We start from the raw sequence: 21122 nt of genomic DNA, 5'->3' as shown, positions 1-21122 counted from the left end.
GGGGCGCACTTTGTGTCGGTCTTGCAACACAGTGCGTACAGGCCGGGGTCCGGCACCGGTATAAGGGCGTCAGGCGAGCCCGCCTTCCTTCATCTGCCGCAGCTCCTTCTTCATCTCGGAGACCTCGTCACGCAGCCGGGCCGCGATCTCGAACTGGAGATCGGCCGCCGCGGCACGCATCCGCGCCGTCATCTCCTCGATCTGCCCGGCAAGTTCGGCCGCGGGGCGGTCGGTCGGAACCGTCTCCTTGCCCTTGCCCTTGGCGGACCTGGCCGCCTTGCCGCCGAGCGCGGGCACCGGGGCCTTGGCACCCTTGCCCTCGCTCCCCTTGCGGTAACCCGAGCCGAGCAGCTGCTCCGTGTCGACGCCCTCGCGGGCGATCTGCGCCACGATGTCGTTGATCTTCTTGCGGAGAGGCTGCGGATCGATGCCCCTCTCCTTGTTGTAGGCGACCTGCTTCTCCCGGCGGCGGTTGGTCTCGTCGATGGCCTTCTCCATCGCCGGGGTGATCTTGTCGGCGTACATATGGACCTGACCGGAGACGTTGCGCGCCGCACGGCCGATGGTCTGGATGAGGGAGGTGCCCGACCGCAGGAACCCCTCCTTGTCGGCGTCGAGGATCGCCACCAGGGAGACCTCGGGCAGGTCCAGGCCCTCACGGAGGAGGTTGATGCCGACCAGGACGTCGAACTCGCCCGCGCGCAGTTCCCGCAGCAGCTCGACGCGGCGCAGGGTGTCGACGTCGCTGTGCAGATAGCGCACCTGGATGCCGAGCTCCAGGAAGTAGTCGGTGAGGTCCTCGGCCATCTTCTTGGTGAGCGTGGTGACCAGGACGCGCTCGTCCTTCTCGGTGCGCTTGCGGATCTCGTGCACCAGGTCGTCGATCTGGCCCTCGGTGGGCTTGACGACGACCTCGGGGTCGACGAGACCGGTGGGCCGGATGATCTGCTCGACGAAACCGTCCCCCCGCGAGAGTTCGTACTTCCCCGGGGTAGCGGACAGATAGACCGTCTGCCCGATGCGCTTCTGGAACTCCTCCCACTTCAGGGGACGGTTGTCCAGCGCGGAGGGCAGCCTGAAACCGTGGTCCACGAGGGTGCGCTTGCGGGAGGCGTCGCCCTCGTACATGGCGCCGATCTGCGGGACCGTGACGTGCGACTCGTCGAGGACGAGCAGGAAGTCGTCGGGGAAGTAGTCGATCAGTGTGTTCGGCGGGGAGCCCGGCTCACGGCCGTCGAAATGCATCGAGTAGTTCTCCACGCCGGAGCAGGAGCCGATCTGGCGGAGCATCTCGAGGTCGTAGGTCGTACGCATGCGCAGGCGCTGGGCCTCCAGGAGCTTGCTCTGCTTCTCCAACTCGGCGAGGCGCTCCCCCAGCTCCTTCTCGATGTCGTTGGCGGCGCGCTCCAGTCGCTCGGGGCCCGCGATGTAGTGGGACGCCGGGAAGACGTGCAGCGAGGTGTCGTCACTGATGACCTCGCCGGTGAGCGGATGGAGCGTGGAGAGGGCCTCGATCTCGTCGCCGAACATCTCGATGCGGACGGCCAGCTCCTCGTAGACCGGGAAGATCTCGATGGTGTCGCCGCGGACCCGGAAGGTGCCTCGCGCGAAGGCCACGTCGTTGCGCGTGTACTGGATGTCCACGAAGCGGCGCAGCAGGTCGTCGCGGTCGATCTCGTCGCCGACCTTGAGCTGGACCATCCGGTCCACGTACTCCTGCGGCGTACCGAGGCCGTAGATGCAGGAGACCGAGGCGACCACGATGACGTCGCGGCGGGTGAGCAGCGAGTTGGTCGCGGAGTGGCGCAGGCGCTCCACCTCCTCGTTGACCGAGGAGTCCTTCTCGATGTAGGTGTCCGACTGCGGGACGTACGCCTCGGGCTGGTAGTAGTCGTAGTACGACACGAAGTACTCGACGGCATTGTTCGGCAGCAGCTCGCGGAACTCGTTGGCCAGCTGGGCGGCCAAGGTCTTGTTCGGTGCCATGACGAGCGTGGGGCGCTGGAGCTTCTCGATCATCCACGCGGTGGTGGCGGACTTGCCGGTGCCGGTCGCACCCAGCAGGACGACATCCTTCTCACCTGCGCGGATGCGCTTTTCCAGCTCGGCGATGGCCGCCGGCTGGTCACCGCTCGGCTGGTAGGGGCTGACGACCTCGAAGGGCGCCACCGAACGTTCGATCTTGGATACGGGCCGCATGGAATCAACCGTACGACCCCGCACTGACAACGGTGCCGGATCACCAGTTCTGCGGGGTGCGGGAGCTCCGGCGTCCACGGTCCCGGCCGGGGCGGAGCGGCGGACGGCTGCCGGGGTGCGGGACGGCCGGGTGGGCGGGGATGCCCGGCCTGTTGTCCTTGGGCGTCCAGTCGGGCTTCCCCATGACCATCAGGGGGTCGAACATCACGACGACGCCCGCCAGACAGAGGAAGACCAGCGGGCCGATCATCATGGGCGCGATCAGGGCGGCGGTCGAGTCCCCGACGGGAGTGCTGGACGTGCTGTGCAGATGGACGCTGAGGGCGGCCATGCCGGTGTAGTGCATGCCGGTGACGGCGAGCCCCATGACGAGGCTGGCGCCCACGCTCCAGAGGAATCCCCTGACCTGCCCGGCGGCCCACAGGGCGGCGGTGGCGGCGACGACGGCGATGACGACCGAGGCGGAGACGGTGAGGGTGTTGTACTCGAGCCTCCCGTTGAGGCTGATGCTCGCCATGCCCAGGTAGTGCATCGAGGCGACTCCCAGGCCGGTGATGGTGCCCCCGGTGAAGAGCGCCGTACCGGTGGCTCCCCGGTAGCCGACGATGAAGATCCCGACGCCGACCATCACGATGGCCACGCCCAGGCTCGCGAAGGTCAGCGGTTTGTCGTAGCGGATCGGGGTCTCCTCGACCGTGAACCCCATCATCGCGATGAAGTGCATGGTCCATATGCCCGAGGCGATCGCGGCCGAGCCGAGTGCGAGCCAGCCGGCCCGCCAGGAACGGGCGACGAGAAGCGATCTGGTGGTGCAGCGCAGCCCCAGCGCTCCTCCCAGGCAGGCCATGAGATATGCCACTACCGGTGTGACGAGTCCGTAGCTGAAGCCGTCGACCGTGCCCTGCATGCGCGGCTATCCTTCCCGCCCGGTTTCGCCCGGAATTTTCTGAATTGCCCCCACCCGCGGGACCGTAAGAACGGTCAGGGTTGAGGCAGAGAGTATGACCCCCACTGGAACGGTCGAACGATTTTCCGGCAAAGAAACACGGCCTCGCCCCACTTGTGCGGCGCCAGTGTGTGGACTCGGCCAACTCCATTCAATATGTGGCCATCCCGTACCCCTTTTCCGTTGGCCTTCCTGTGTCACGCCGGCACCGGCCGCACCTGCTGACTCTCCGCCGTCACGCTCATGCTGTCCGTGTCCGGTCGCGGGGCGTTGTCAGTGGTGCGCCGTACGGTGGATCGCATGAACAGCCACGGGCAGAACGAGCAGCAGGTCGTATGGGCGGTCGTCGGCACGGACATCGGTCCGCTGCTGCTGGCGGCGACGCGCGACGGCCTGGTGAACGTCGTGTTCCACGCCACGGACGCGGTGCGCGACAAGGCGCTCGACCGGCTCGCCTCACGTCTGGGCAGCGAGCCCGTCGAGGCACCCGGCTCCCCGCTCCTGGCCGAGCCGATACGTCAGGTCACGGCGTACTTCGCGGGCGAGCGGCGTGACTTCGAGCTGCCGCTGGACTGGTCGCTGATCTCCGGGTTCAACCGCCAGGTGCTGCGCGAGCTGGCGTCCGGCGTCCCGTACGGCGCGGTCGTGGGCTACGGCGACCTGGCGGGCCGGGTCGGCCAGCCGGGCGCGGCGCAGGCCGTGGGCGTGGCCATGGGCTCGAACCCGCTGCCGGTCGTCGTGCCGTGCCACCGGGTCGTCGAGCGCGACGGCGGTATCGGGGGCTTCGGGGGCGGGCTGGAGACCAAGCGGAAGCTACTCGCGCTGGAAGGGGTGCTTCCGGAGCCGCTGTTCTAGGCGGAGCGGGCCCTGCTCTTCCAGGCGGAAGCGTGCCCTGCGCCGAACAGGCCCTCAGAGGCTGATGTGGTACGCCTTGCGGAGCGTCTCGTGGACGGTCCAGGTCGTGCGGTCGCCCTCGCGCAGGATCGCCGCGTCGCCGGGGCCCACCTCGATGACGTCGCCGTCCTCGACCTCGATCGTGGCACGGCCGCTGACGACGACGAAGAGCTCGTTCGCCTCGGTGTCGGTCACCACGCCGGGCGTGATCTGCCAGATGCCGCGCAGCTGCTTGCCGTCGGCCGACTCCCACAGCACCTTGCCCGTCACGACCGGGTCGCCGGAGACGATCTGGGCCGGGTCGAGCGGCTCCGGCTCGAGCTCGGCATCGGGGATGTGCACGGCGAAGGACGGCGTGGCCTGGGTGTTCGTGGTCATGAGCGGTCACCTTAAGGGCAAGCCGCCATCAGGGACCAGAAACCCCTGGCGCGAAGGGTGGCCGGACCGCACACCTGGTAGCAGACTCCGCCATGCGCACAGCCGCTGACGTCCGAAGCAACGGGGCTGAAAGGACGGCGAACAGGCATGACCGGAAACAGGGCAGTCGCGTATCTCAAGCCGGGTGCGGTGGAGGTCAGGACCATCGACCACCCGACGCTTGAACTGCAGGACGGGCCGGGAGTGGCACCCGACAACGTCGGCCGCAAGTGCCGGCACGGGGTCATCCTCAAGGTGCTCGCCAGCAACATCTGCGGAAGCGACCAGCACATGGTGCGGGGCCGTACGACCGCGCCCGAGGGGCTGGTCCTCGGACACGAAATCACCGGAGAGGTACTGGAACGCGGCCCGGACGTCGAGTTCGTCGAGGTCGGGGACATCGTCTCGGTGCCGTTCAACATCGCCTGCGGGCGGTGCCGCAACTGCAAGGAACAGAAAACGGGCATCTGCCTGAACGTCAACCCGGCCCGGCCGGGCGCCGCCTACGGCTATGTCGACATGGGCGGCTGGGTCGGCGGGCAGGCCGAGTACGCCATGGTCCCGTACGCGGACTTCAACCTGCTGCGGTTCCCCGACCGGGACCAGGCACGGGAGAAGCTCCTCGACCTCACCATGCTGTCGGACATCTTCCCGACCGGCTTCCACGGCGCGGTCACCGCGGGCGCCGGGGTCGGTTCGACGGTGTACGTCGCAGGAGCGGGCCCGGTCGGTCTCGCAGCCGCGGCTTCGGCGCAGCTCCTTGGTGCCGCGGTCGTCATCGTCGGGGACCTCAACGCCGAACGCCTCGCCCAGGCACGGAGTTTCGGCTGCGAGACCGTCGACGTGTCACGCGGCAGCGTGGAGGACCAGATCGCGCAGATCCTCGGAGAGCCCGAGGTCGACGCGGCCGTCGACGCGGTCGGCTTCGAGGCCCGGGCCCACGGCCCGAACGCCCAGGAGGCGCCCGCGACCGTCCTCAACTCGCTGATGGGCGTCACGCGCGCGGGCGGCGCCCTGGGCATACCCGGGCTGTACGTCACGGACGACCCCGGCGGGGTCGACCAGGACGCCCGGACCGGGACGCTGAAGGTGCGGCTCGGCCTGGGGTGGGCGAAGAGTCATCAGTTCACCACGGGGCAGTGCCCGGTGATGCGTTACCACCGGGGGCTGATGAAGGCGATCCTGCACGAGCGCGTGCACATCGCCAAGGCGGTCAACGCCACGGTGATCAGCCTGGACGACGCACCGCGCGGCTACGCCGAGTTCGACCAGGGCGCCAGCCGCAAGTACGTACTCGATCCGCATGGGGCACTGGCCGGCGTACGGCCGGTCTGAGGTCCTGAAGGGGTGCCCACGCGCGCGTGGGCACCCCTTCGCGCGCTACTCGTAGTGCCGCGCCTCGAAGACGTTTCCGTCCGGGTCACGGAAATAGAAGCTGCGCTTGGCCATTCCGCGGGCGCCGAAGGAGTCGTAGGAGAATTCCGAGACGGGGACGGTCCGCTCCTCCAGACGGGTCCGCAGCGCCTGGAAATCGTCCCCCTGGAGGGACAGGCATACGTGGTTGACCGGGTGGCCGGCGCTGTCGGCACCTCCGGGGACCATGTTCATGTACGCCGCCATGGGGAGCGGCATCAGATCGAAAATGGTCTCTTCATTGAGGCGTACGGAGGGGAACGGTGCCTTTCCCGCGGCGAATTCGGTGACCCTCAGGGGCTCCAGGCCGACCGCCTCCTCGTAGAAGCCGGCCGAGGCGACCGGATCGCGCACCCAGAGGACGACATGGTCGAGACGTGTCGAGTTGTCCGTCATGCCCCCAGGCTGAGGGCGCGCGGCGGTGGCCGCAAGGGTTTGACCTGGCGTGCCGCTCGCCAGAGATGAGGAAAGACGACCGACCAAACAGGAGGCAGACGCGTGATCGTGGTGTCCCAAGAGGTGCGAGAGGCGCTCGACGCGCGCCGGCCGGTGGTGGCCCTGGAGTCGACGATCATCGCGCACGGGTTGCCGCGCCCGCGCAATCTGCAGGTCGCTCTGGAGCTGGAGGATGTCGTACGGCAGGAGGGCGCCGTCCCCGCGACGATCGCCGTGCTCAACGGGCGGCCCCTTGTCGGACTGGACAAGGAGCAGTTGGAGCGCGTCGCCAACGAGGACGGGATCCGCAAGCTGGGCCACCGCGATCTGCCGCTCGCCGTGGCGTCGGGAGCGAGCGGGGCCACGACCGTGTCGGCGACGGCACTGCTGGCTGCCCGCGCGGGCGTACGGGTGTTCGCGACGGGCGGGCTCGGCGGGGTGCACCGGGAGTGGACGGTGACGCAGGACGAGTCGGCCGACCTGGGCCTTCTTGCGCGTACCCGGATCACGGTGGTGTGTGCGGGCGTCAAGTCGATCCTGGACGTACCCGCGACGCTGCAGCGCCTGGAGACGCTGGGCGTGGCGGTGGCCGGATACGGCACGGAACGGTTCCCCGGCTTCTATCTGTCCGACTCGGGGCATCCGGTGGAGTGGACGCTTCGGTCGCCCGGGCAGGTGGCGGATGTCATGCGCGCGCAGGACACGCTGGACGGTCCGGAGTCGGCGCTCATTGTCGCGAACCCCGTCCCTGAAGAGGAGCAGCTCGATCCCGCGCTCCACGCGCGCGTGCTCGCCGACGCACTGCACGCGTGCGAGGCGGAGGGCGTGACAGGGCAGGCCGTGACGCCGTTCCTGCTCGACTATCTGGTCCGGCACACGGACGGCGCCTCGCTGAGCGCCAACCTCGCGGCGGTACGCGGCAACGTACGCCTCGCGGGACGGATCGCGGCCGCCTGGGCCGGAGCGGCGTGAGCGCGAGACATCACGCGGCTGCCGGGAGCGCGCCTACGGGGGCGCTGCTCGTCGTCGGTGACGTGGTCACCGACGTCGTCGCCCGGCACCGCGGCCCGCTCGCGACGGGCACCGACACCGCCGCCACGATACGTACCCTGCCGGGCGGGGCAGGCGCCAACGTCGCATGCTGGGCGGCGTACTGGGGCTGCGCGGATGTGCGGTTGCTGGGACGGGTGGGTGCGGACGCGGCCGTATGGCACGAGCGTGAGCTGGCGGCTTGCGGAGTACGTCCTCTTCTCGTCGTCGATCCGGAGGCGCCGACGGGGACGGTCATCTGCCTGGTGGACGCGGGCGCCTCGGCGGAGCGCACGTTCCTCACGGACAGCGGAGCCGCGCTGCGGCTCGAACCCGGCGACTGGTCGGCCGCGTTGCTCGACGGGGTCGCGCGGCTGCATCTGTCGGGTTACCTGCTCTTCTCCGGGTCGGGGCGGGCGCTGGTGTCGGTGGCGCTTGAGTCGGCACGCGCGCGTGGCGTACCGGTGAGCCTGGACCCGGCATCGGCGGGGTTCCTCACGCAACTGGGCGTGGACCGCTTCCTCGCACTCGCCGAGGGTGTCGATGTCCTGCTGCCCAGCCGTGACGAGGCTTTCCTGCTGACGGGGCTGCCCGATCCGGCGGACGCGGCGGCCAAGTTGAGCCACCACGTCCCCCTGGTCGTCGCCAAGCAGGGCGGCGACGGAGCCCTGGTGGCCCGTGCGGGCGCCGTCCACGCCCGTGTTCCGGCGTCGCCCGCCACACCTCACGACACCACGGGCGCGGGCGACGCCTTCACCGGAGCGTTCCTCGCCGCCCTGCTCTCGGGCGCGGAGCCCGAGGAGGCAGCGGTGGAGGGGTGCGGGGCGGGGGCGATGGCGGTGGAGCGGGTCGGAGGGAGACCGCCGGCAAGTGCGTGACCGCGCTTCGCCGACTCCCCTCTCGTTCCTAACCCTTGCGCCCCCAGGCCGAGATCATCGGTGCCGTCGCCAGGTCCAGGGAACCGGAGGCCACATTGGCCAGGTGGCGGTCGATCTCCTCGTGGGTGGCGAGGCCCGCGGTGACGAGCTGGTCCCGGATCTGACGGATCGTCGCGGATTCGAGCTCGGCGCAGGCGGGCGAGGTGACGGGGAAGTACGCGTCGGCCTCCACGCCGCGCAGCCCTGCCTCGCGGAGCAGCCGCGGGAGCTTTCGGCCGTACGCGAGATCGGCGCCGCGCTCCGCGAGCAGACTGCGCAGTCCCTGGCGCAGCCGGTTCGCGAGCTGTTGCTCGGGGCCGTACTCGTCGAGGCAGAGCAGTGGCTGCAGGGCGGGGTCGGCGTCCTCGACGAGGAGCCGGCCGCCGGGCCGCAGAGCCTTGATCATCGACCGCAACGCCCGCTCCCGGTCCGGCACATGAACCAGCACGAGCCGGGCGTGCACGAGGTCGAAGCCCTCACCCGGCGGCTCCTCGGCACCCACGTCGTGGACGCGTACCTCGACCGGCGGACGGGCGGCGGGCGCCACCAACGACGTGTCGATGTCGGTCGCGATGACCCGTCCGGTGGGGCCGACCTTCTTGGCGAGCCAGGACACCACGGACGTGCCGCCCGCGCCGACCTCCCAGCAGCGCCAGCCGGACCCGATGCCGAAGCGCTCGAGGTGCCGGAACGTCGTGGGGTCGAAGAGAGTGGCGAAGGCGTCGAAGCGCTGTCCCGCCTCGGTCTGTCGGTTGTCGAGGAGATACCCGTCGGTTCGCGTCATGGCGAGATCATCCCAGTTGGACCGCTTGTCCGGAATCGCCGACGCTCCCGTTGGCGACACTCACCCACAACCCGGCACCCACCTGCATACCGGAACGGAATGCTCCGTTCCCACAGGCTTCCCCGGCGAGCGAACCGGCCTGGCAAACTGGCACGCCAAGGCGCAAAGTGCGGCGCGAGGGGATCCACGCAAGGAGATCCAGATGTCCATGGCAGGGAATCTGCGGAAGGTCGCGGGCCTCGACAAGGTCAGCGGCCTCCGCAAGGTGGCGCGGCTGGCACGGCGACACACCCGTGTCGACCTGAGCCACCACGCCAGGTCCCCGCTGGGTACGGCAGTGGTGAACTGCGTGGCTTACCAGGACGGTGCCAGAGTCCCCGGCGGCCGCGATCTGGTCGACACCGTGGAGCGGGTCCGCAAGAAGAGCGATGGGTTCGTCTGGCTCGGGCTGCACGAGCCGACGGACCGGGAGTTCGCGGGCATCGCCGACCTCTTCGACCTTCACCCCCTGGCCGTCGAGGACGCGGTGGAAGCCCACCAGCGCCCGAAGCTCGAGCGGTACGGCGAGACGCTGTTCGCGGTGTTCAAGACCGTCTGCTACGTCGAGCACAAGGAACTGACGGCGACCAGCGAGGTCGTGAACACCGGCGAGATCATGGTCTTCGTCGGACCCGACTTCGTCATCACGGTGCGGCACGGACGGCACGGGTCACTGGGCCCGCTGCGCGAGGAGCTGGAGTCCGATCCCCAACAGCTCTCCAAGGGGCCGGCCGCGGTGCTGCACGCGATCGCGGACCATGTGGTCGACGACTACGTGAATGTCACGGACTCGGTCCAGGCGGACATCGACCAGGTCGAGGCCGACGTCTTCGCCGAGAACGGCGCACGGGCCGACGCGGGCCGTATCTACCAGCTCAAGCGTGAACTCCTTGAACTGAAGCGGGCCGTGGTGCCGCTCGCCCGCCCGGTCCAGGAGCTCACCACCCGGCCGATACGGGTGGTCCCCCCGGAGATACAGGCCTACTTCCGCGACGTCTCCGACCATCTGATGCGGGTCACCGAGCAGATCGCCGCCTTCGACGAGTTGCTCAATTCCATCCTGCAGGCGCATCTGGCACAGGTCACAGTCGCGCAGAACGAGGACATGCGGAAGATCACGGCGTGGGCGGCGGTCATCGCCGTGCCGACGATGGTCTGTGGGGTGTACGGCATGAACTTCGACAACATGCCGGAGCTGCACTGGCGGTTCGGCTACCCGCTGGTCATCGGCGTGATCACCGTCGCCTGCCTCGTCCTGTACCGGGGATTCAGGCGCAACGGCTGGCTGTGACACCCCGGGGACGCCTCTCGCCCGGCACGGCCGACCGGACGAGGGGGCGTACTCGGGAACGAACGGGACGCGGGAGCGGGACTGGGAGTGGGAGCGGCCGCATCGGTGCGGTCGGCGGGATCGGGAAGATCGACGAGGTCAGCTCGTCGCGCTCCTCGCGTAGACGCTCTCGACCCAGGCGGCGAGCTGCTCGTCCGTCAGGTGCTGGGCCAGGTCAGCCTCGCTGATCATGCCGACCAGGCGCTTGTTCTCGATCACGGGAAGCCGGCGGATCTGGTGCCCCTTCATCTCCTGGAGCACCTCGCCGACATCAGCGCCCGAGTCGATCCAGCGCGGAGTGCCCTGGGCCATCTCGCCCGCGGTGACCCGTGCCGGGTCGTGACCCATGGCCACACACCCGACCACGATGTCGCGGTCCGTGAGGATGCCGCAGAGCCGTTCGTTCTCGTCACTGATGGGCAGGGCGCCCACGTTGAGGTCACGCATCAGCTGGGCGGCGCGGTCCAGGGTCTCGTGGGCGGGGATCCACTGGGCACCACGATGCATGATGTCTCCGGCGGTGGTCATGAAGTACCTCCCGGTGCCGGACGGCCGGCGCGGCGCGAACGCACCGCTAGTCCCGGCGCCCTACATTCTCGCCGCGCGCCCGGAGAAACGCACCCGGAAGTTCCCGGTTCCGGGTCGGATTTCCCGGTTCCGGATCAGGCGGAGAAGCCGACGATCTTCTCCGGGACGACACGGATGATCACGCGGACCTCGTCATCCTTCTCCGCCGGCGGGTCGATGCCGAGGTACTTGTGCGAGAGCTCGTACGGGAGGCGCTTGGCGTCGTCGGGGAGGATCTCGGCGGTGCCGCGGATCTCCACGGAGGTGTAGGGGTTGGCGAGGTCGAAGACCGAGAGGCTGATGCGGGGGTCCCGCTGGAGGTTGCGCACCTTCTGGCGTCCGGCGGTGGAGGAGAACAGCACGGTGTCGCCCTCACGTTTTATCCAGACCACGGAGTTCTGGGGAGCGCCGCCGGGGCCGAGGGTGGCGACGCTGGCGAAGTTCTTGGCATCGAGGAGAGCGCGGGCCGATTCACCGAAGGAGATCGTCATGACCAGCAGCATAACTACATGCACGTGCATGTAGAAGGGTTTTGGACAACTGATCGCGATCAGCCGTTCCACGCCGGATGGCGCGGGTCGTCGGCGCGCACCAGGACATCGGCCGTGGCGCCCGGGTCCGTCTCGGTCTCGTAGCGCGCGAAGGCGGGGAGGGTCCAGTGCTCGGCCTCGGGGGTACGGCGGCGGAGCGCGCCCGGGGAAAGGAGCACATGGACGCTGAGGTCGAAGGGGAACCAGTGGCGAAGGAGGAGGGGGCCGTGCAGCAACAGGGGGCTGCCGGGCGCGAGTTGGACGTACGGGCTGCGGGTGGCGCGGTCGGTGGCCGGGTCCCAGAGGTCGGGCAGGACACGGCCGTCACCACCGGGTTCGAGGGGGCCGAAGACCTCGCGCCACAGCGCGCCGGTGTCGAACCAGCCGTCGTAGTACGAATCCACGTCCTCGCGCCCGTATTCGAGCCGCAGCGACGAGGGACGCAGGAAGCCCTCCGTGCCGACGACCAGCGAGGACCGGCCGCGTATGCGGAGCGCCTCGGAGACTCGGTGCGCGAGGTCGCCGGGGCGGGAGGCCGGGGCACCGTCGAAGGCGATACGTGGCCAGGGGCTGCCGTCGTCCGGTTTCAGGTCGAGCAGCCGCTCGGCGAGAAGGTCGCCGAGCCGTTCCCAGGTGATCGCTTCGAGTCGCACAGGGCCCATGATGCCGCGATCAGGACGCGTTCTCGTAGGTGTGTGGGGCGGGAGGTGAGGGAGATGCGTCGCAGTTCAAGCGCGGGTGGCGTCGAGGAGGGGGCATCCGGGTTGCGCGGATCCGGTGGCTACCTGGGGACGGCTCGCCCACGACGTAGATCCCGGGGCGGACGGGGGAATGAAACGCTTATGGCACCGATCGCAACTTCCGTACACCGCACTGGACTTCTCGTGGTCCAGCCGCTCAAGAAGCGGCAGTGTGCCGCGTGCCGGACCGGGCCGCTCACGCTGCTGGTGCTGGAGGAGGGGGCGCCGTGGTGCCTGGACTGCGCGGATCTCGGGCATCTGGTGTTCCTGCCGCGGGGCGACACCGCGCTGACGCGGAGGTCGCGGGAGGGGAGTGCGCTGTCGGCGGTGGTGGTGCGGTTCAACCGGCGCAGGAGCCGGTACGAGCGGCAGGGCGTGCTTGTCGAGGAGGCGGCGCTCGTCCGGGCCGAGGAACGGTGCCTGGCGGACGCGGAGGCCCGGCGGCGGCGCCGGGCGCGGGACACTCGGCGGCGGGAGGCGGAGGATCTGCGGTTCACGGAGGCGTTCGCGCGGGAGATCCTCCGGATGTTTCCCGGCTGTCCGGGCGACCGGGCTCGGGACATCGCCGCGCACGCGTCGGTGCGTGGTAGTGGGCGGGTCGGGCGCAGTGCCGCGGGCCGGGCGTTGTCCGAGGGCGCGGTGGTCTCGGCGGTGGGGGCGGCCGTGCGGCACGTGGACACGGGGTATGACCAGTTGCTGATGAGTGGTGTGGGTCGGTTTGAGGCGCGGCGGCGGGTCTCGGGGGTGGTGGAGGGCGTGTTGCGGGGGTGGCGGGCTGGGGAGGTGTCGTCGTGACGAGGGCGTGGGGTCGCCTCGCTTGCGCGGGCCGTCTCGTCCCCGGGCACTTCATCCCCGACCAGGTGCCCATCCCAGCCGGATGTCTCACCCACGCCGAGGTAGAGGCAGGTTTTCGCCCCCTCCGCCCCTACCCGTCCCGTACCTGGGGGCTCCGCCCCCAGACCCCCGTATCGCGCTGACGCGCTCGTCCTCAAACGCCGGACGGGCTGAAGGATCTCCGGCGTCGGAGAGTGCCGTCGGCTGGACGCTCGCGTATGTTCGCGCGCCGCTCAGGCATGGTCACCGTCGTCGTACGGGTTTTCACTTGTGGTGATGGACTTCGGGGTCGATGTGGGAGTGGACATGATCGATGGGCCGTACTTCGTGCTGACGTTGCTGGGTGTGCTCGGGTGTGGGCTGGTGGCCGGGGTGTTCTACGGGTTCTCGACGTTCGTGATGCGGGCGCTCGCCGAGTTGCCGCCCGCGCAGGGGGTCGCCGCGATGAAGTCGATCAATGTGGTCGTACTGCGGCCGGCGTTCATGCTGGCGTTCATCGGGTCGGCGTTGCTGTGCGCCGTGATCGCGGTGGTCACGTTCGTGCTGTGGCCGGACGAGGGGACGGTGGAACTGCTGCTGGGGAGTGCGCTGTATCTGGTCGGGTGCTTCGGGGTGACCATCGCCGCGAACGTCCCGCGCAACGACGCGCTCGCCAAGATGGACCCCGGGAGCCAGGAGGCCGCCGCGTACTGGCCCACGTACGTGCGCGAGTGGACGGTGTGGAACCACGTGCGCACGTTCGCGGCGGCCGCCGCGTCGATCTCGTACGTCCTTGCCCTCGCCTGAGTCTTCGTCCGAGCCCTCAGCTGAGCGGCGGGGCCCACGGAGGCGACGTATCGTGGCGGGAAAGGAGTGCCGCCCGAAGGCCGTGGGCCGAAGACGTCCGACGGCCGCGCGGCCCCGTGCCCGTCGCGTACGCAAGGGAGACGGCCATGGCCGATCCCAAGGGATTCATGACGACACCGCGCGAGGAGTACCCGCGTCGGCCCGTCGGGGAACGGGTGCGGGACTGGAACGAGGTGTACGTCCCCGGGGCGCTGCTGCCGATCATCAGCAGGCAGGCGGACCGCTGCATGGACTGCGGGATCCCGTTCTGCCACGACGCCTGTCCGCTGGGCAATCTGATCCCCGAGTGGAACGATCTCGTCTCCCGGGACGACTGGCGGGCGGCGAGCGACCGGCTGCACGCGACGAACAACTTCCCCGAGTTCACCGGGCGGTTGTGCCCCGCGCCGTGCGAGGCGGGCTGCGTGCTCGCGATCAACCAGCCCGCGGTCACCATCAAGAACGTCGAGGTCGCCATCGCCGACCGCGCCTGGGCTGACGGTCTCACGCCACCCCGCCCGCCGGACCGGCTCTCCGGGCGGACCGTCGCGGTCATCGGGTCGGGGCCCACCGGGCTTGCCGCGGCGCAGCAGTTGACGCGGGCCGGGCACACCGTCGCCGTGTACGAGCGGGCCGACCGGATCGGCGGGCTCATGCGGTACGGGATCCCGGCGTTCAAGATGGAGAAGCGGCATCTGGACCGGCGACTCGGTCAAATGCGGGCGGAGGGAACCAAGTTCCGTACGTCGACGATGGTCGGGCGGGACATCGGGGCGGCGGAGCTGCGGGCACGCTACGACGCCGTGATCCTCGCCGTGGGTGCGACTGCCTGGCGCGAACTACCCGTACCAGGGCGGGAGTTGCAGGGTATTCACCAGGCGATGGAGTACCTGCCGCTCGCCGACCGGGTGTGCGAAGGCGACCTGGAGACGTCTCCGCTGTCCGCCGCCGGCAAGCATGTCGTCATCGTCGGCGGCGGGGACACCGGCGCCGACTGTCTGGGGACCGCCGTGCGTGAGGGCGCGGCGTCCGTGACCCAGCTCGACATCTACGCGCAGCCGGAGGCGGAGCGCGACGAGGACGCCGAGCCCTGGCCGACGTATCCGAAGATCTACCGGCTCTCGGCCGCGCACGAGGAGGCCGGTGCGCTGGAGACGGCGCCCGCGGCGGACGCGGACGCGCGGCTCTTCGCGGCGTCCACGCTCCGCTTCACCGGGGACGCTGCCGGGCATGTGCGCTCGCTGCATCTCGTCGAGGTGGACGCCGGGCGCCGCCCGGTCCCCGGTTCCGCGCGGACGCTCCCCGCCGACCTGGTGCTGCTCGCGCTCGGCTTCTCCGGGCCCGACCGCCACGACGGCCTGATCGACCAGTTGGGGATCGCCCTCGATCCGCGCGGCACGATCACCCGTGACGCGGAGTTCGCGACCAACGTCCCCGGGGTGTACGCAGCCGGGGACGCGGCCCGCGGCCAGTCCCTCATCGTGTGGGCCATCGCCGAGGGCCGCGCGGTGGCGGCCGCGGTGGACCGCAGGCTGACGGGCGGCGACTCGCGACTGCCGGCGCCCATCGGGCCGTACGACCGGCCCATGGCGGTGTAGGCACATCTGTCAGGCACGCCCGTCCGTGCCCGCCACCTTCGCCGTCGACAGCGCCACCCGGTTCCAGGTGTTGATCGTGAGGATCAGGGCCAGGACGTGGGCCAGTTCCTGGTCGTCGAAGACCGCGGCGGCCTGTGCGTAGACGTCGTCCGGGACGCCTCCGTCGGCGACCAGGGTGACCGCCTCCGTGAGGGCGAGGGCGGCGCGTTCCTTCTCCGTGAAGAAGTGGCGGGCCTCGCGCCACACCGCGACCAGGTGCAGCCGGTCCTCGCTCTCGCCGGCCTTGCGGGCGTCATTGGTGTGCATGTGGAGGCAGTACGCGCAGTGGTTGAGGTGCGAGGCACGGATCTGGATGAGCTCGACGAGGGCGGGGTCGAGCCCCTCGCGGGCCGCCGCGTCGAAACCGATGAGGGCCCGGAAGACCTTCGGCGCGGACTTCGCGAAGTCGAGGCGGCCGTTTTCGGCCACGGCGGTTCCGGCAGCCTCAGCGATGTTCGTGTTCGTGTTCGTCGTCATGACCATGAATCTACGGGCCCGAAAGACCCGCTGTAGGGTGCATTTCTGTGGCAGAAACATGGGTCAATTCGGCCGAGCGGATCGGTGCTGACCTGCACCTGGAGATGGCCGGGTCCGGCGGGCGCCGGGCCGCGCTGATCCGCGCCCTGCGTGAGGCCGTACGCAGCGGCAGGCTCACGCCGGGCACCCGGCTGCCGCCGTACCGCTCGCTCGCGGCCGACCTGGGCGTCGCGCGCAACACGGTCGCGGACGCGTACGCCGAGCTCGTCGCCGAGGGCTGGCTGACCGCCCGGCAGGGCTCGGGCACGCGGGTCGCGGAGCGCGCCGAAGCACTGGGCGCCCCCGCGCGCGTACCGAAAAAGGCACCTCCACGCGCGCGTGGACCTCTGCACGACCTGCGGCAGGGCACGCCGGACGCGTCGTCGTTCCCGCGCACCGCCTGGCTCGCGTCCTACCGGCGGGCCCTCCAGCAGGCGCCCAACGAGGCCTTCGGGCCCGGCGATCCGGCGGGCCGCGTCGAACTGCGTCACGCGCTCGCCGAGTACCTGGCACGCGCGCGTGGCGTGCGCACGGAACCCGGGCGGATCGTGATCTGCTCCGGTTTCGCGCATGCCCTGCGGCTGCTCTTTCCCGCGGTGCTACGGGGCCCGCTGGCCGTCGAGTCGTACGGCCTCGGCTTCCACCGCGAGCTGCTGACCGCCGCGTCCGTACGGACCGTGCCGCTGCCTCTGGACGAAGACGGCGCCCAGGTCGGCGAGTTGGGCCGGGAGAGGGCCGTACTGCTCACGCCCGCGCACCAGTTCCCGACCGGCGGACCGCTGCACCCCGAACGGCGTGCCGCCGTGATCGACTGGGCACGCGCGCGTGGCGGCGTGATCCTGGAGGACGACTACGACGGGGAGTTCCGCTACGACCGCAAGCCGGTCGGCGCCGTGCAGGGCCTTGACCCGGAGCGGGTCATCCACATCGGCTCGGTCAGCAAGAGCCTGTCGCCCGCGCTGCGGCTCGGCTGGATGGTCCTTCCGGAGCGGTACGTCGACGCCGTGCTCGCGGTCAAGGGCGAGCGGGAGGCATGGGCGGGCGTACCCGAGCAGCTCGCGCTCGCCGACTTCATCACGTCCGGGTCGTACGACCGTCATGTGCGGCGCATGCGGCAGCGGTACCGGGGGCGCCGTGACCGTCTCGTCGCCGCGCTCGCCGCACGGGCCCCGCACATCGAGATCACCGGCATCGCGGCCGGGCTGCACGCGGTGCTGCGACTGCCGCCGGGGACCGAGCAGTCGGCGGTCAAGGCCGCGGTCTGGCAGGGCGTCGCGCTCGACGGGCTGAGCGAGTTCCGGCATCCGCGGGCGGTGATGTCGGCGCCGGACGGCCTTGTCGTCGGGTACGCGACGCCGGCCGAGCATGCCTATGGGGCGGCACTTGACGCGTTGTGCGGGGTGCTGCCACCGGGATGACGACCCGGGCTCACCGGCCGCCGCCCACCACCACTGCCCGCCGCCGGTCGTCGCTGGCCAGAAAGTGACCTCCAACTGACATACAAACCAACCACGGTGGGATCATTGAACGTAGGAGGCGTGTTGCTGTCGCGGCCGTGAACCGGTCATGACGGTGGCCCGCCCCCATCCTTCGTTCCGTCGTCAGGCGCAGGGCCACCCCCGCGCGTCCCCCCTGTTGACGGTCGGTCCTGGAGGGTGAGCGATGACAACGCTCGATGAACGGCATGAAGACGGGGCGCGCGACGGGGAAGAGCTCAGGGGCGGGAGTGCGCGCGCGGCGCGCGGCCTCGACGCCGTCCCCTTGGATCAACCCACCGCAGCACTCCCCCAGTTCGCAGGTTCCAAGGCCGCGCATCTCGCGCGGGCGGCGCGCGCCGGACTGCCGGTGCTTCCCGGGTTCGTGGTTCCGTACGAAGCCTCCGGTGTCTCCGACATCTCCGGCATCTCCGAGACCTCGGGTGATCCCGCCGCCCTCCGCCGCGCCTGGCACGAGCTCTCCGGTGGTGGTGCCCGGCCCCTCGTCGTACGGTCCTCCTCTCCGCAGGAGGACACGCAGGAGTCGTCCCTGGCGGGCCAGTTCGCCTCTGTGCTCGACGTACGCGGCTGGCGGGACTTCCGTACGGCGATACGGACCGTTCTCGACTCGGCTCACCGGTCCGACGGGAGCACCGCGCCGATGGCGGTGCTCGTGCAGCCGATGCTGAGGGCCCGTGTCGGAGGTGTTCTCTTCGGGGCGGATCCGGTCGAGGGGCGGGCCGACCGGATGCTGGTGAGCGCGGTGCGGGGCGGCCCCGACACGCTGGTCAGCGGTGAACAGCCCGGCACGAACTACTCGTTGAACCGATGGGGCCGGGCCCTTCGGACGGAACCGCCGAGCGGTACCTCTCCTGAGGACGAACCTCCGCTCAGCTCCGCCCAGTTGCGCCGTCTGGCCCGGCTCGCACGGCGCGCCCGGCGCGTCTTCGGCGGCCCTCAGGACATCGAGTTCGGCTTCGACGGTGACGGGCGCCTGTGGCTGTTCCAGAGCCGCCCGATCACGGCGATGGCGGCCCGGCCCGCGCGCCGGGCGCGGCTGCTCGGGCCCGGGCCGGTGGCGGAGACGCTGCCGGGGCAGTTGGAGCCGCTGGAGGAGGATCTGTGGCTGGCGCCCATGGCGCGCGGGCTCGCCGCCGCGCTCGACATCGGGGGCAGCGCGCCACGGCGGCAGCTGCGGGCGGTGCCGGTCGTCACGGCGGTCGGGGGACGCGCCGCCGCGGATCTGCGGCTGCTCGGGGTCGTACCCGCGATGCACCGCCGGCTGGCGTTCCTCAACCCGGCGCCCGGCGCCCGCCGTCTCGGTGCGGCCTGGCGGGTGGGCCGTCTGACTGTGGCGCTCCCGGGCCTGGCGACGGACCTCGTCGCGGATGTCGACCGGCGGCTCACCGAGACCCCGCGGCCTGCCGAACTCCCCGGGCCGGCCCTCGTCGCCGCCCTCCGCTGGACCCGCACCACCCTGGTCTCCCTGCACGCCCAGGAAGCCCTGGCCGGGGCCCTGCTCCCGGAGAACCGCACGACCACGGCGGCAGGCACCGCCCTCGTCGCCCTCGCGGAATCCCGCGCCCGGGGCGTCCCGGACAACCGGATCGTGGCCGCGGAGCCGGTTGTCCTGGCGCTCGTGGCGCCCAGCCTGCGGGGTGAGTTGCGCCTGCCCGGGGGGCTGGGGGGCGAGGCCGGGACCCGGCAGGGTACGGGAGACGCGATCGGGCCCCGGCAGGGCGCGGGAGACCTGATCAGGCCCCAGCAGGGCGCGGGGCACGCGATCGGGGCTCGGACGGGCACGGGTGACGAGACTGGGACCCGGCAAGTCCTGCGGGACGAGACCCGGCCGGGCCCTGGTGACGAGGTCCTGCGGCGCGCGGCCGAGGTAGCCGGACCAAGCCATCGCACGGCCGAGGAAGCCGGACCAAGCCATCGCGCCCCCGCCTCCACGCCGTACAGCGCCAGTCCCACCCTCGTGACCGCCCTCCGCCGCACCTCCCCCGGCCCGCTCCCCCCGCGTGAGGCCCTCCGTCTCCGGATCCGCTGGGTGCAGGAGTTGCAGGTGCGGCTGGTGTGTGAGGGGGCGCTGAGGCTGACGGTGCGCGGTGGGCTGAGCGATGCGGGGCGCGTCGGGCTGCTGCGGTGGGAGGAGTTCGTCGCGGCGCTGGAGGGCGCACGGCTGCCGGGGGACGTGGAGGAGCGGCTCCCCCGGTCCGTGTCCGCCCCACTCCCCGACGCGTTCCGGCTGGCCGACGGCGGGGTGGTCGTCGCCGAACGACGGCGGACCGGCGGCGGGGCGCGCGGGGTGGCCGGCGGACGCGCCGCCGGTACCGCCTGGGACGGCATCGGGCCCCGCCCGCCGGACGCCGTCCTCGTCGTACGCACCCTCGACCCGGCGCTCGCGCCGCTCCTGCCGGGTCTCGCGGGACTGGTCGCCCAGACGGGCAGTCCGCTGTCCCATCTTGCCGTGCTGGCAAGGGAGTTCGGCCTGCCCACGGTCGTCGGCGCGGACGATGCGGTGCACCGGTTCCGGCCGGGCTCCCGCCTCACGGTCGACGGCACCACCGGTGACGTACATCTGATGACCGGCCAGGTGTCGGGAGCCGCGCGATGAGGCGCGTCGCCTACCTCTTCGGAGGCTCGGCCGCCGCGGGCGCGGGCGTGTATGTCGTCGTCTACCTGTACCGGTGGCAGTGGCAACGGGCCATTCTCTGCGGGGTGTTGCTGCTCGTCGTCGAGGTGATGCTGCTCGGGATCGTGCTGCTCGGACGGCTTTCGCGGATCGAGGAGCGGATCGAGGAGCGGATGCGCGAGACCGACCGGCGCCAGGAGGACGCGTTCGCCCGACTCCACCGACAGGGCGCGTCGGGCGGGTCGCGGCAGGAGGACGTACTGGCCCGGCTACGCCAGAGAGAACCGTCGAACGACCGGTTCCGATGGCTGGACGACCCCAGCAGCCACTCGTACGTCTTCGTGCCCGTGCTCATGGTCACCGGCGTGCTGCTGTCCGGGCTCGCGTGGCTGGTGCAGCGGATCGCGTCGGTCACGGCACGGCCGTCGGCCGAGCGGCGGCTCGCCGGGCGGTTGGCGATCCTGGCCGCGCCGGATGCGGCCGGGAACACCGATCTGGACGACCTGCCGCCGATCGGCGCCCGGCGCGACCGGGGCCGGACCGTCCGCCTGGTCGTCGCAGGTGTCGTAGGTGCCGTCCTGCTCACCGCGCTCGTGGGCGCCCTCGCCGAGCTCACCCAGACCCGCGAGGAGCACGGGAACGACTCCGAGGCGACCTCCGTACTCGTCCGGATCGACATGCGCGGCAAGGACATGACCGCGGAGCGGGGCACCCTCGCGGCACACCAACTCTGGGAACGCTGCCGGGACTCGACGTCCGTGCCACTGAGCCGGGCCACCCTCGGCAGCCTGGGCGACGGCCTGTACGCCGGTGTCGTGCGGCCCGCGCTCACCGACCACGACCGTATGAGGCTGACCGGCTGTCTGGAGGACGCGAGCCTCGACCGGACCCACCTCACGGTCGTCGGCATCGGAGACACGGACGCGGACGACGACTGAGCCCGGGCCACTACCGGCGAGC

Annotated in this window: 20 protein-coding genes; 11 read left to right on the top strand and 9 right to left on the bottom strand. The window is 70.9% G+C overall.

The annotated features are described in order from the left end of the window. Positions 1–69 precede the first annotated feature (69 nt). Both uvrB and OG246_RS21335 read right to left on the bottom strand, forming a co-directional pair. Positions 70–2199: an excinuclease ABC subunit UvrB gene (gene uvrB, locus OG246_RS21340; protein WP_266465706.1), complete on the bottom strand. Its 2130-nt coding sequence runs from the start codon at positions 2197–2199 to the stop codon at positions 70–72. 40 nt (positions 2200–2239) lie between these two features. Further along, positions 2240–3106: an MHYT domain-containing protein gene (locus tag OG246_RS21335; protein WP_266465703.1), complete on the bottom strand. Its 867-nt coding sequence runs from the start codon at positions 3104–3106 to the stop codon at positions 2240–2242. Between the two features lie 339 nt (positions 3107–3445). Between OG246_RS21335 and OG246_RS21330 the strand changes: the two genes are divergently transcribed. Beyond that, positions 3446–4000, top strand: a complete 555-nt coding sequence (locus OG246_RS21330) for a methylated-DNA--[protein]-cysteine S-methyltransferase (RefSeq protein ID WP_266465701.1) — start codon at positions 3446–3448, stop codon at positions 3998–4000. Between the two features lie 54 nt (positions 4001–4054). Here the strand turns inward: OG246_RS21330 and OG246_RS21325 are convergent, their stop codons facing one another. Beyond that, positions 4055–4417: a cupin domain-containing protein gene (locus OG246_RS21325; protein WP_266465697.1), complete on the bottom strand. Its 363-nt coding sequence runs from the start codon at positions 4415–4417 to the stop codon at positions 4055–4057. 147 nt (positions 4418–4564) lie between these two features. On the opposite strand from OG246_RS21325, the gene fdhA reads away from it, so the two are divergent. Further along, positions 4565–5791, top strand: coding sequence for a formaldehyde dehydrogenase, glutathione-independent (fdhA, locus tag OG246_RS21320; protein WP_266465694.1), 1227 nt, complete (start codon positions 4565–4567; stop codon positions 5789–5791). A gap of 45 nt (positions 5792–5836) precedes the next feature. On the opposite strand, the gene OG246_RS21315 is transcribed toward fdhA, so the two are convergent. Continuing rightward, complete coding sequence (locus tag OG246_RS21315) at positions 5837–6265, bottom strand: VOC family protein (RefSeq protein ID WP_266465690.1); 429 nt, start codon at positions 6263–6265, stop codon at positions 5837–5839. A gap of 102 nt (positions 6266–6367) precedes the next feature. Here OG246_RS21315 and OG246_RS21310 point away from each other — a divergent pair, with 102 nt between their 5' ends. Both OG246_RS21310 and OG246_RS21305 read left to right on the top strand, forming a co-directional pair. Continuing rightward, positions 6368–7276, top strand: coding sequence for a pseudouridine-5'-phosphate glycosidase (locus OG246_RS21310; protein WP_266465684.1), 909 nt, complete (start codon positions 6368–6370; stop codon positions 7274–7276). Continuing rightward, positions 7273–8211, top strand: coding sequence for a carbohydrate kinase family protein (locus tag OG246_RS21305; protein WP_266465681.1), 939 nt, complete (start codon positions 7273–7275; stop codon positions 8209–8211). Before OG246_RS21310 ends, OG246_RS21305 begins: the two co-directional genes overlap by 4 nt. Before the next feature lie 28 nt (positions 8212–8239). On the opposite strand, the gene OG246_RS21300 is transcribed toward OG246_RS21305, so the two are convergent. Continuing rightward, positions 8240–9034, bottom strand: coding sequence for a methyltransferase domain-containing protein (locus OG246_RS21300; RefSeq protein WP_266465677.1), 795 nt, complete (start codon positions 9032–9034; stop codon positions 8240–8242). A gap of 202 nt (positions 9035–9236) precedes the next feature. On the opposite strand from OG246_RS21300, the gene corA reads away from it, so the two are divergent. Next, complete coding sequence (corA, locus tag OG246_RS21295) at positions 9237–10364, top strand: magnesium/cobalt transporter CorA (protein WP_266465675.1); 1128 nt, start codon at positions 9237–9239, stop codon at positions 10362–10364. A gap of 138 nt (positions 10365–10502) precedes the next feature. On the opposite strand, the gene OG246_RS21290 is transcribed toward corA, so the two are convergent. The 3 genes from OG246_RS21290 to OG246_RS21280 all read right to left on the bottom strand — a co-directional run bounded on the left by OG246_RS21290 (position 10503) and on the right by OG246_RS21280 (position 12162). Beyond that, positions 10503–10931 carry a CBS domain-containing protein gene (locus OG246_RS21290; protein ID WP_266465673.1) on the bottom strand — a complete coding sequence of 143 codons (429 nt, stop codon included), beginning with the start codon at positions 10929–10931 and terminating at the stop codon, positions 10503–10505. A gap of 134 nt (positions 10932–11065) precedes the next feature. Continuing rightward, a complete protein-coding gene (locus OG246_RS21285; RefSeq protein WP_266465672.1) occupies positions 11066–11461 on the bottom strand; it encodes a PPOX class F420-dependent oxidoreductase in 396 nt (131 codons plus the stop codon). A 59-nt stretch (positions 11462–11520) separates the two neighbouring features. Then, a complete protein-coding gene (locus OG246_RS21280) occupies positions 11521–12162 on the bottom strand; it encodes a uridine kinase (protein ID WP_266465669.1) in 642 nt (213 codons plus the stop codon). Positions 12163–12342: 180 nt separating this feature from the next. Here OG246_RS21280 and OG246_RS21275 point away from each other — a divergent pair, with 180 nt between their 5' ends. The 3 genes from OG246_RS21275 to OG246_RS21265 all read left to right on the top strand — a co-directional run bounded on the left by OG246_RS21275 (position 12343) and on the right by OG246_RS21265 (position 15497). After that, on the top strand, positions 12343–13035 hold the full coding sequence (locus OG246_RS21275) for a DUF2293 domain-containing protein (RefSeq protein WP_266465666.1): 693 nt from the start codon (positions 12343–12345) through the stop codon (positions 13033–13035). Positions 13036–13380: 345 nt separating this feature from the next. After that, entirely contained in the window at positions 13381–13860 is a 480-nt protein-coding gene (locus OG246_RS21270) for a DUF1772 domain-containing protein (RefSeq protein WP_266465664.1), read from the top strand. A gap of 146 nt (positions 13861–14006) precedes the next feature. Beyond that, positions 14007–15497, top strand: coding sequence for a glutamate synthase subunit beta (locus tag OG246_RS21265; protein ID WP_266465661.1), 1491 nt, complete (start codon positions 14007–14009; stop codon positions 15495–15497). Between the two features lie 9 nt (positions 15498–15506). Here OG246_RS21265 and OG246_RS21260 read toward each other — a convergent pair whose 3' ends face one another. Continuing rightward, positions 15507–16013 carry a carboxymuconolactone decarboxylase family protein gene (locus OG246_RS21260; RefSeq protein ID WP_266465658.1) on the bottom strand — a complete coding sequence of 169 codons (507 nt, stop codon included), beginning with the start codon at positions 16011–16013 and terminating at the stop codon, positions 15507–15509. Positions 16014–16060: 47 nt separating this feature from the next. Here OG246_RS21260 and OG246_RS21255 point away from each other — a divergent pair, with 47 nt between their 5' ends. The 3 genes from OG246_RS21255 to OG246_RS21245 all read left to right on the top strand — a co-directional run bounded on the left by OG246_RS21255 (position 16061) and on the right by OG246_RS21245 (position 21100). Beyond that, positions 16061–17470 (top strand): PLP-dependent aminotransferase family protein, encoded by a 1410-nt coding sequence (locus OG246_RS21255; protein WP_266465655.1) that lies wholly within the window; start codon positions 16061–16063, stop codon positions 17468–17470. A gap of 244 nt (positions 17471–17714) precedes the next feature. Then, positions 17715–20144 carry a PEP/pyruvate-binding domain-containing protein gene (locus OG246_RS21250; protein WP_266465651.1) on the top strand — a complete coding sequence of 810 codons (2430 nt, stop codon included), beginning with the start codon at positions 17715–17717 and terminating at the stop codon, positions 20142–20144. Next, positions 20141–21100, top strand: a complete 960-nt coding sequence (locus tag OG246_RS21245) for a hypothetical protein (protein WP_266465648.1) — start codon at positions 20141–20143, stop codon at positions 21098–21100. Before OG246_RS21250 ends, OG246_RS21245 begins: the two co-directional genes overlap by 4 nt. Positions 21101–21122 lie beyond the last annotated feature (22 nt).

The sequence above is a fragment of the Streptomyces sp. NBC_00620 genome (assembly GCF_026341825.1).
In the GTDB taxonomy this organism is placed as follows: Bacteria; Actinomycetota; Actinomycetes; order Streptomycetales; family Streptomycetaceae; genus Streptomyces.
Note: the sequence above shows the minus strand (reverse complement) of the source record. Positions and strands in the feature narration are given on the sequence as shown.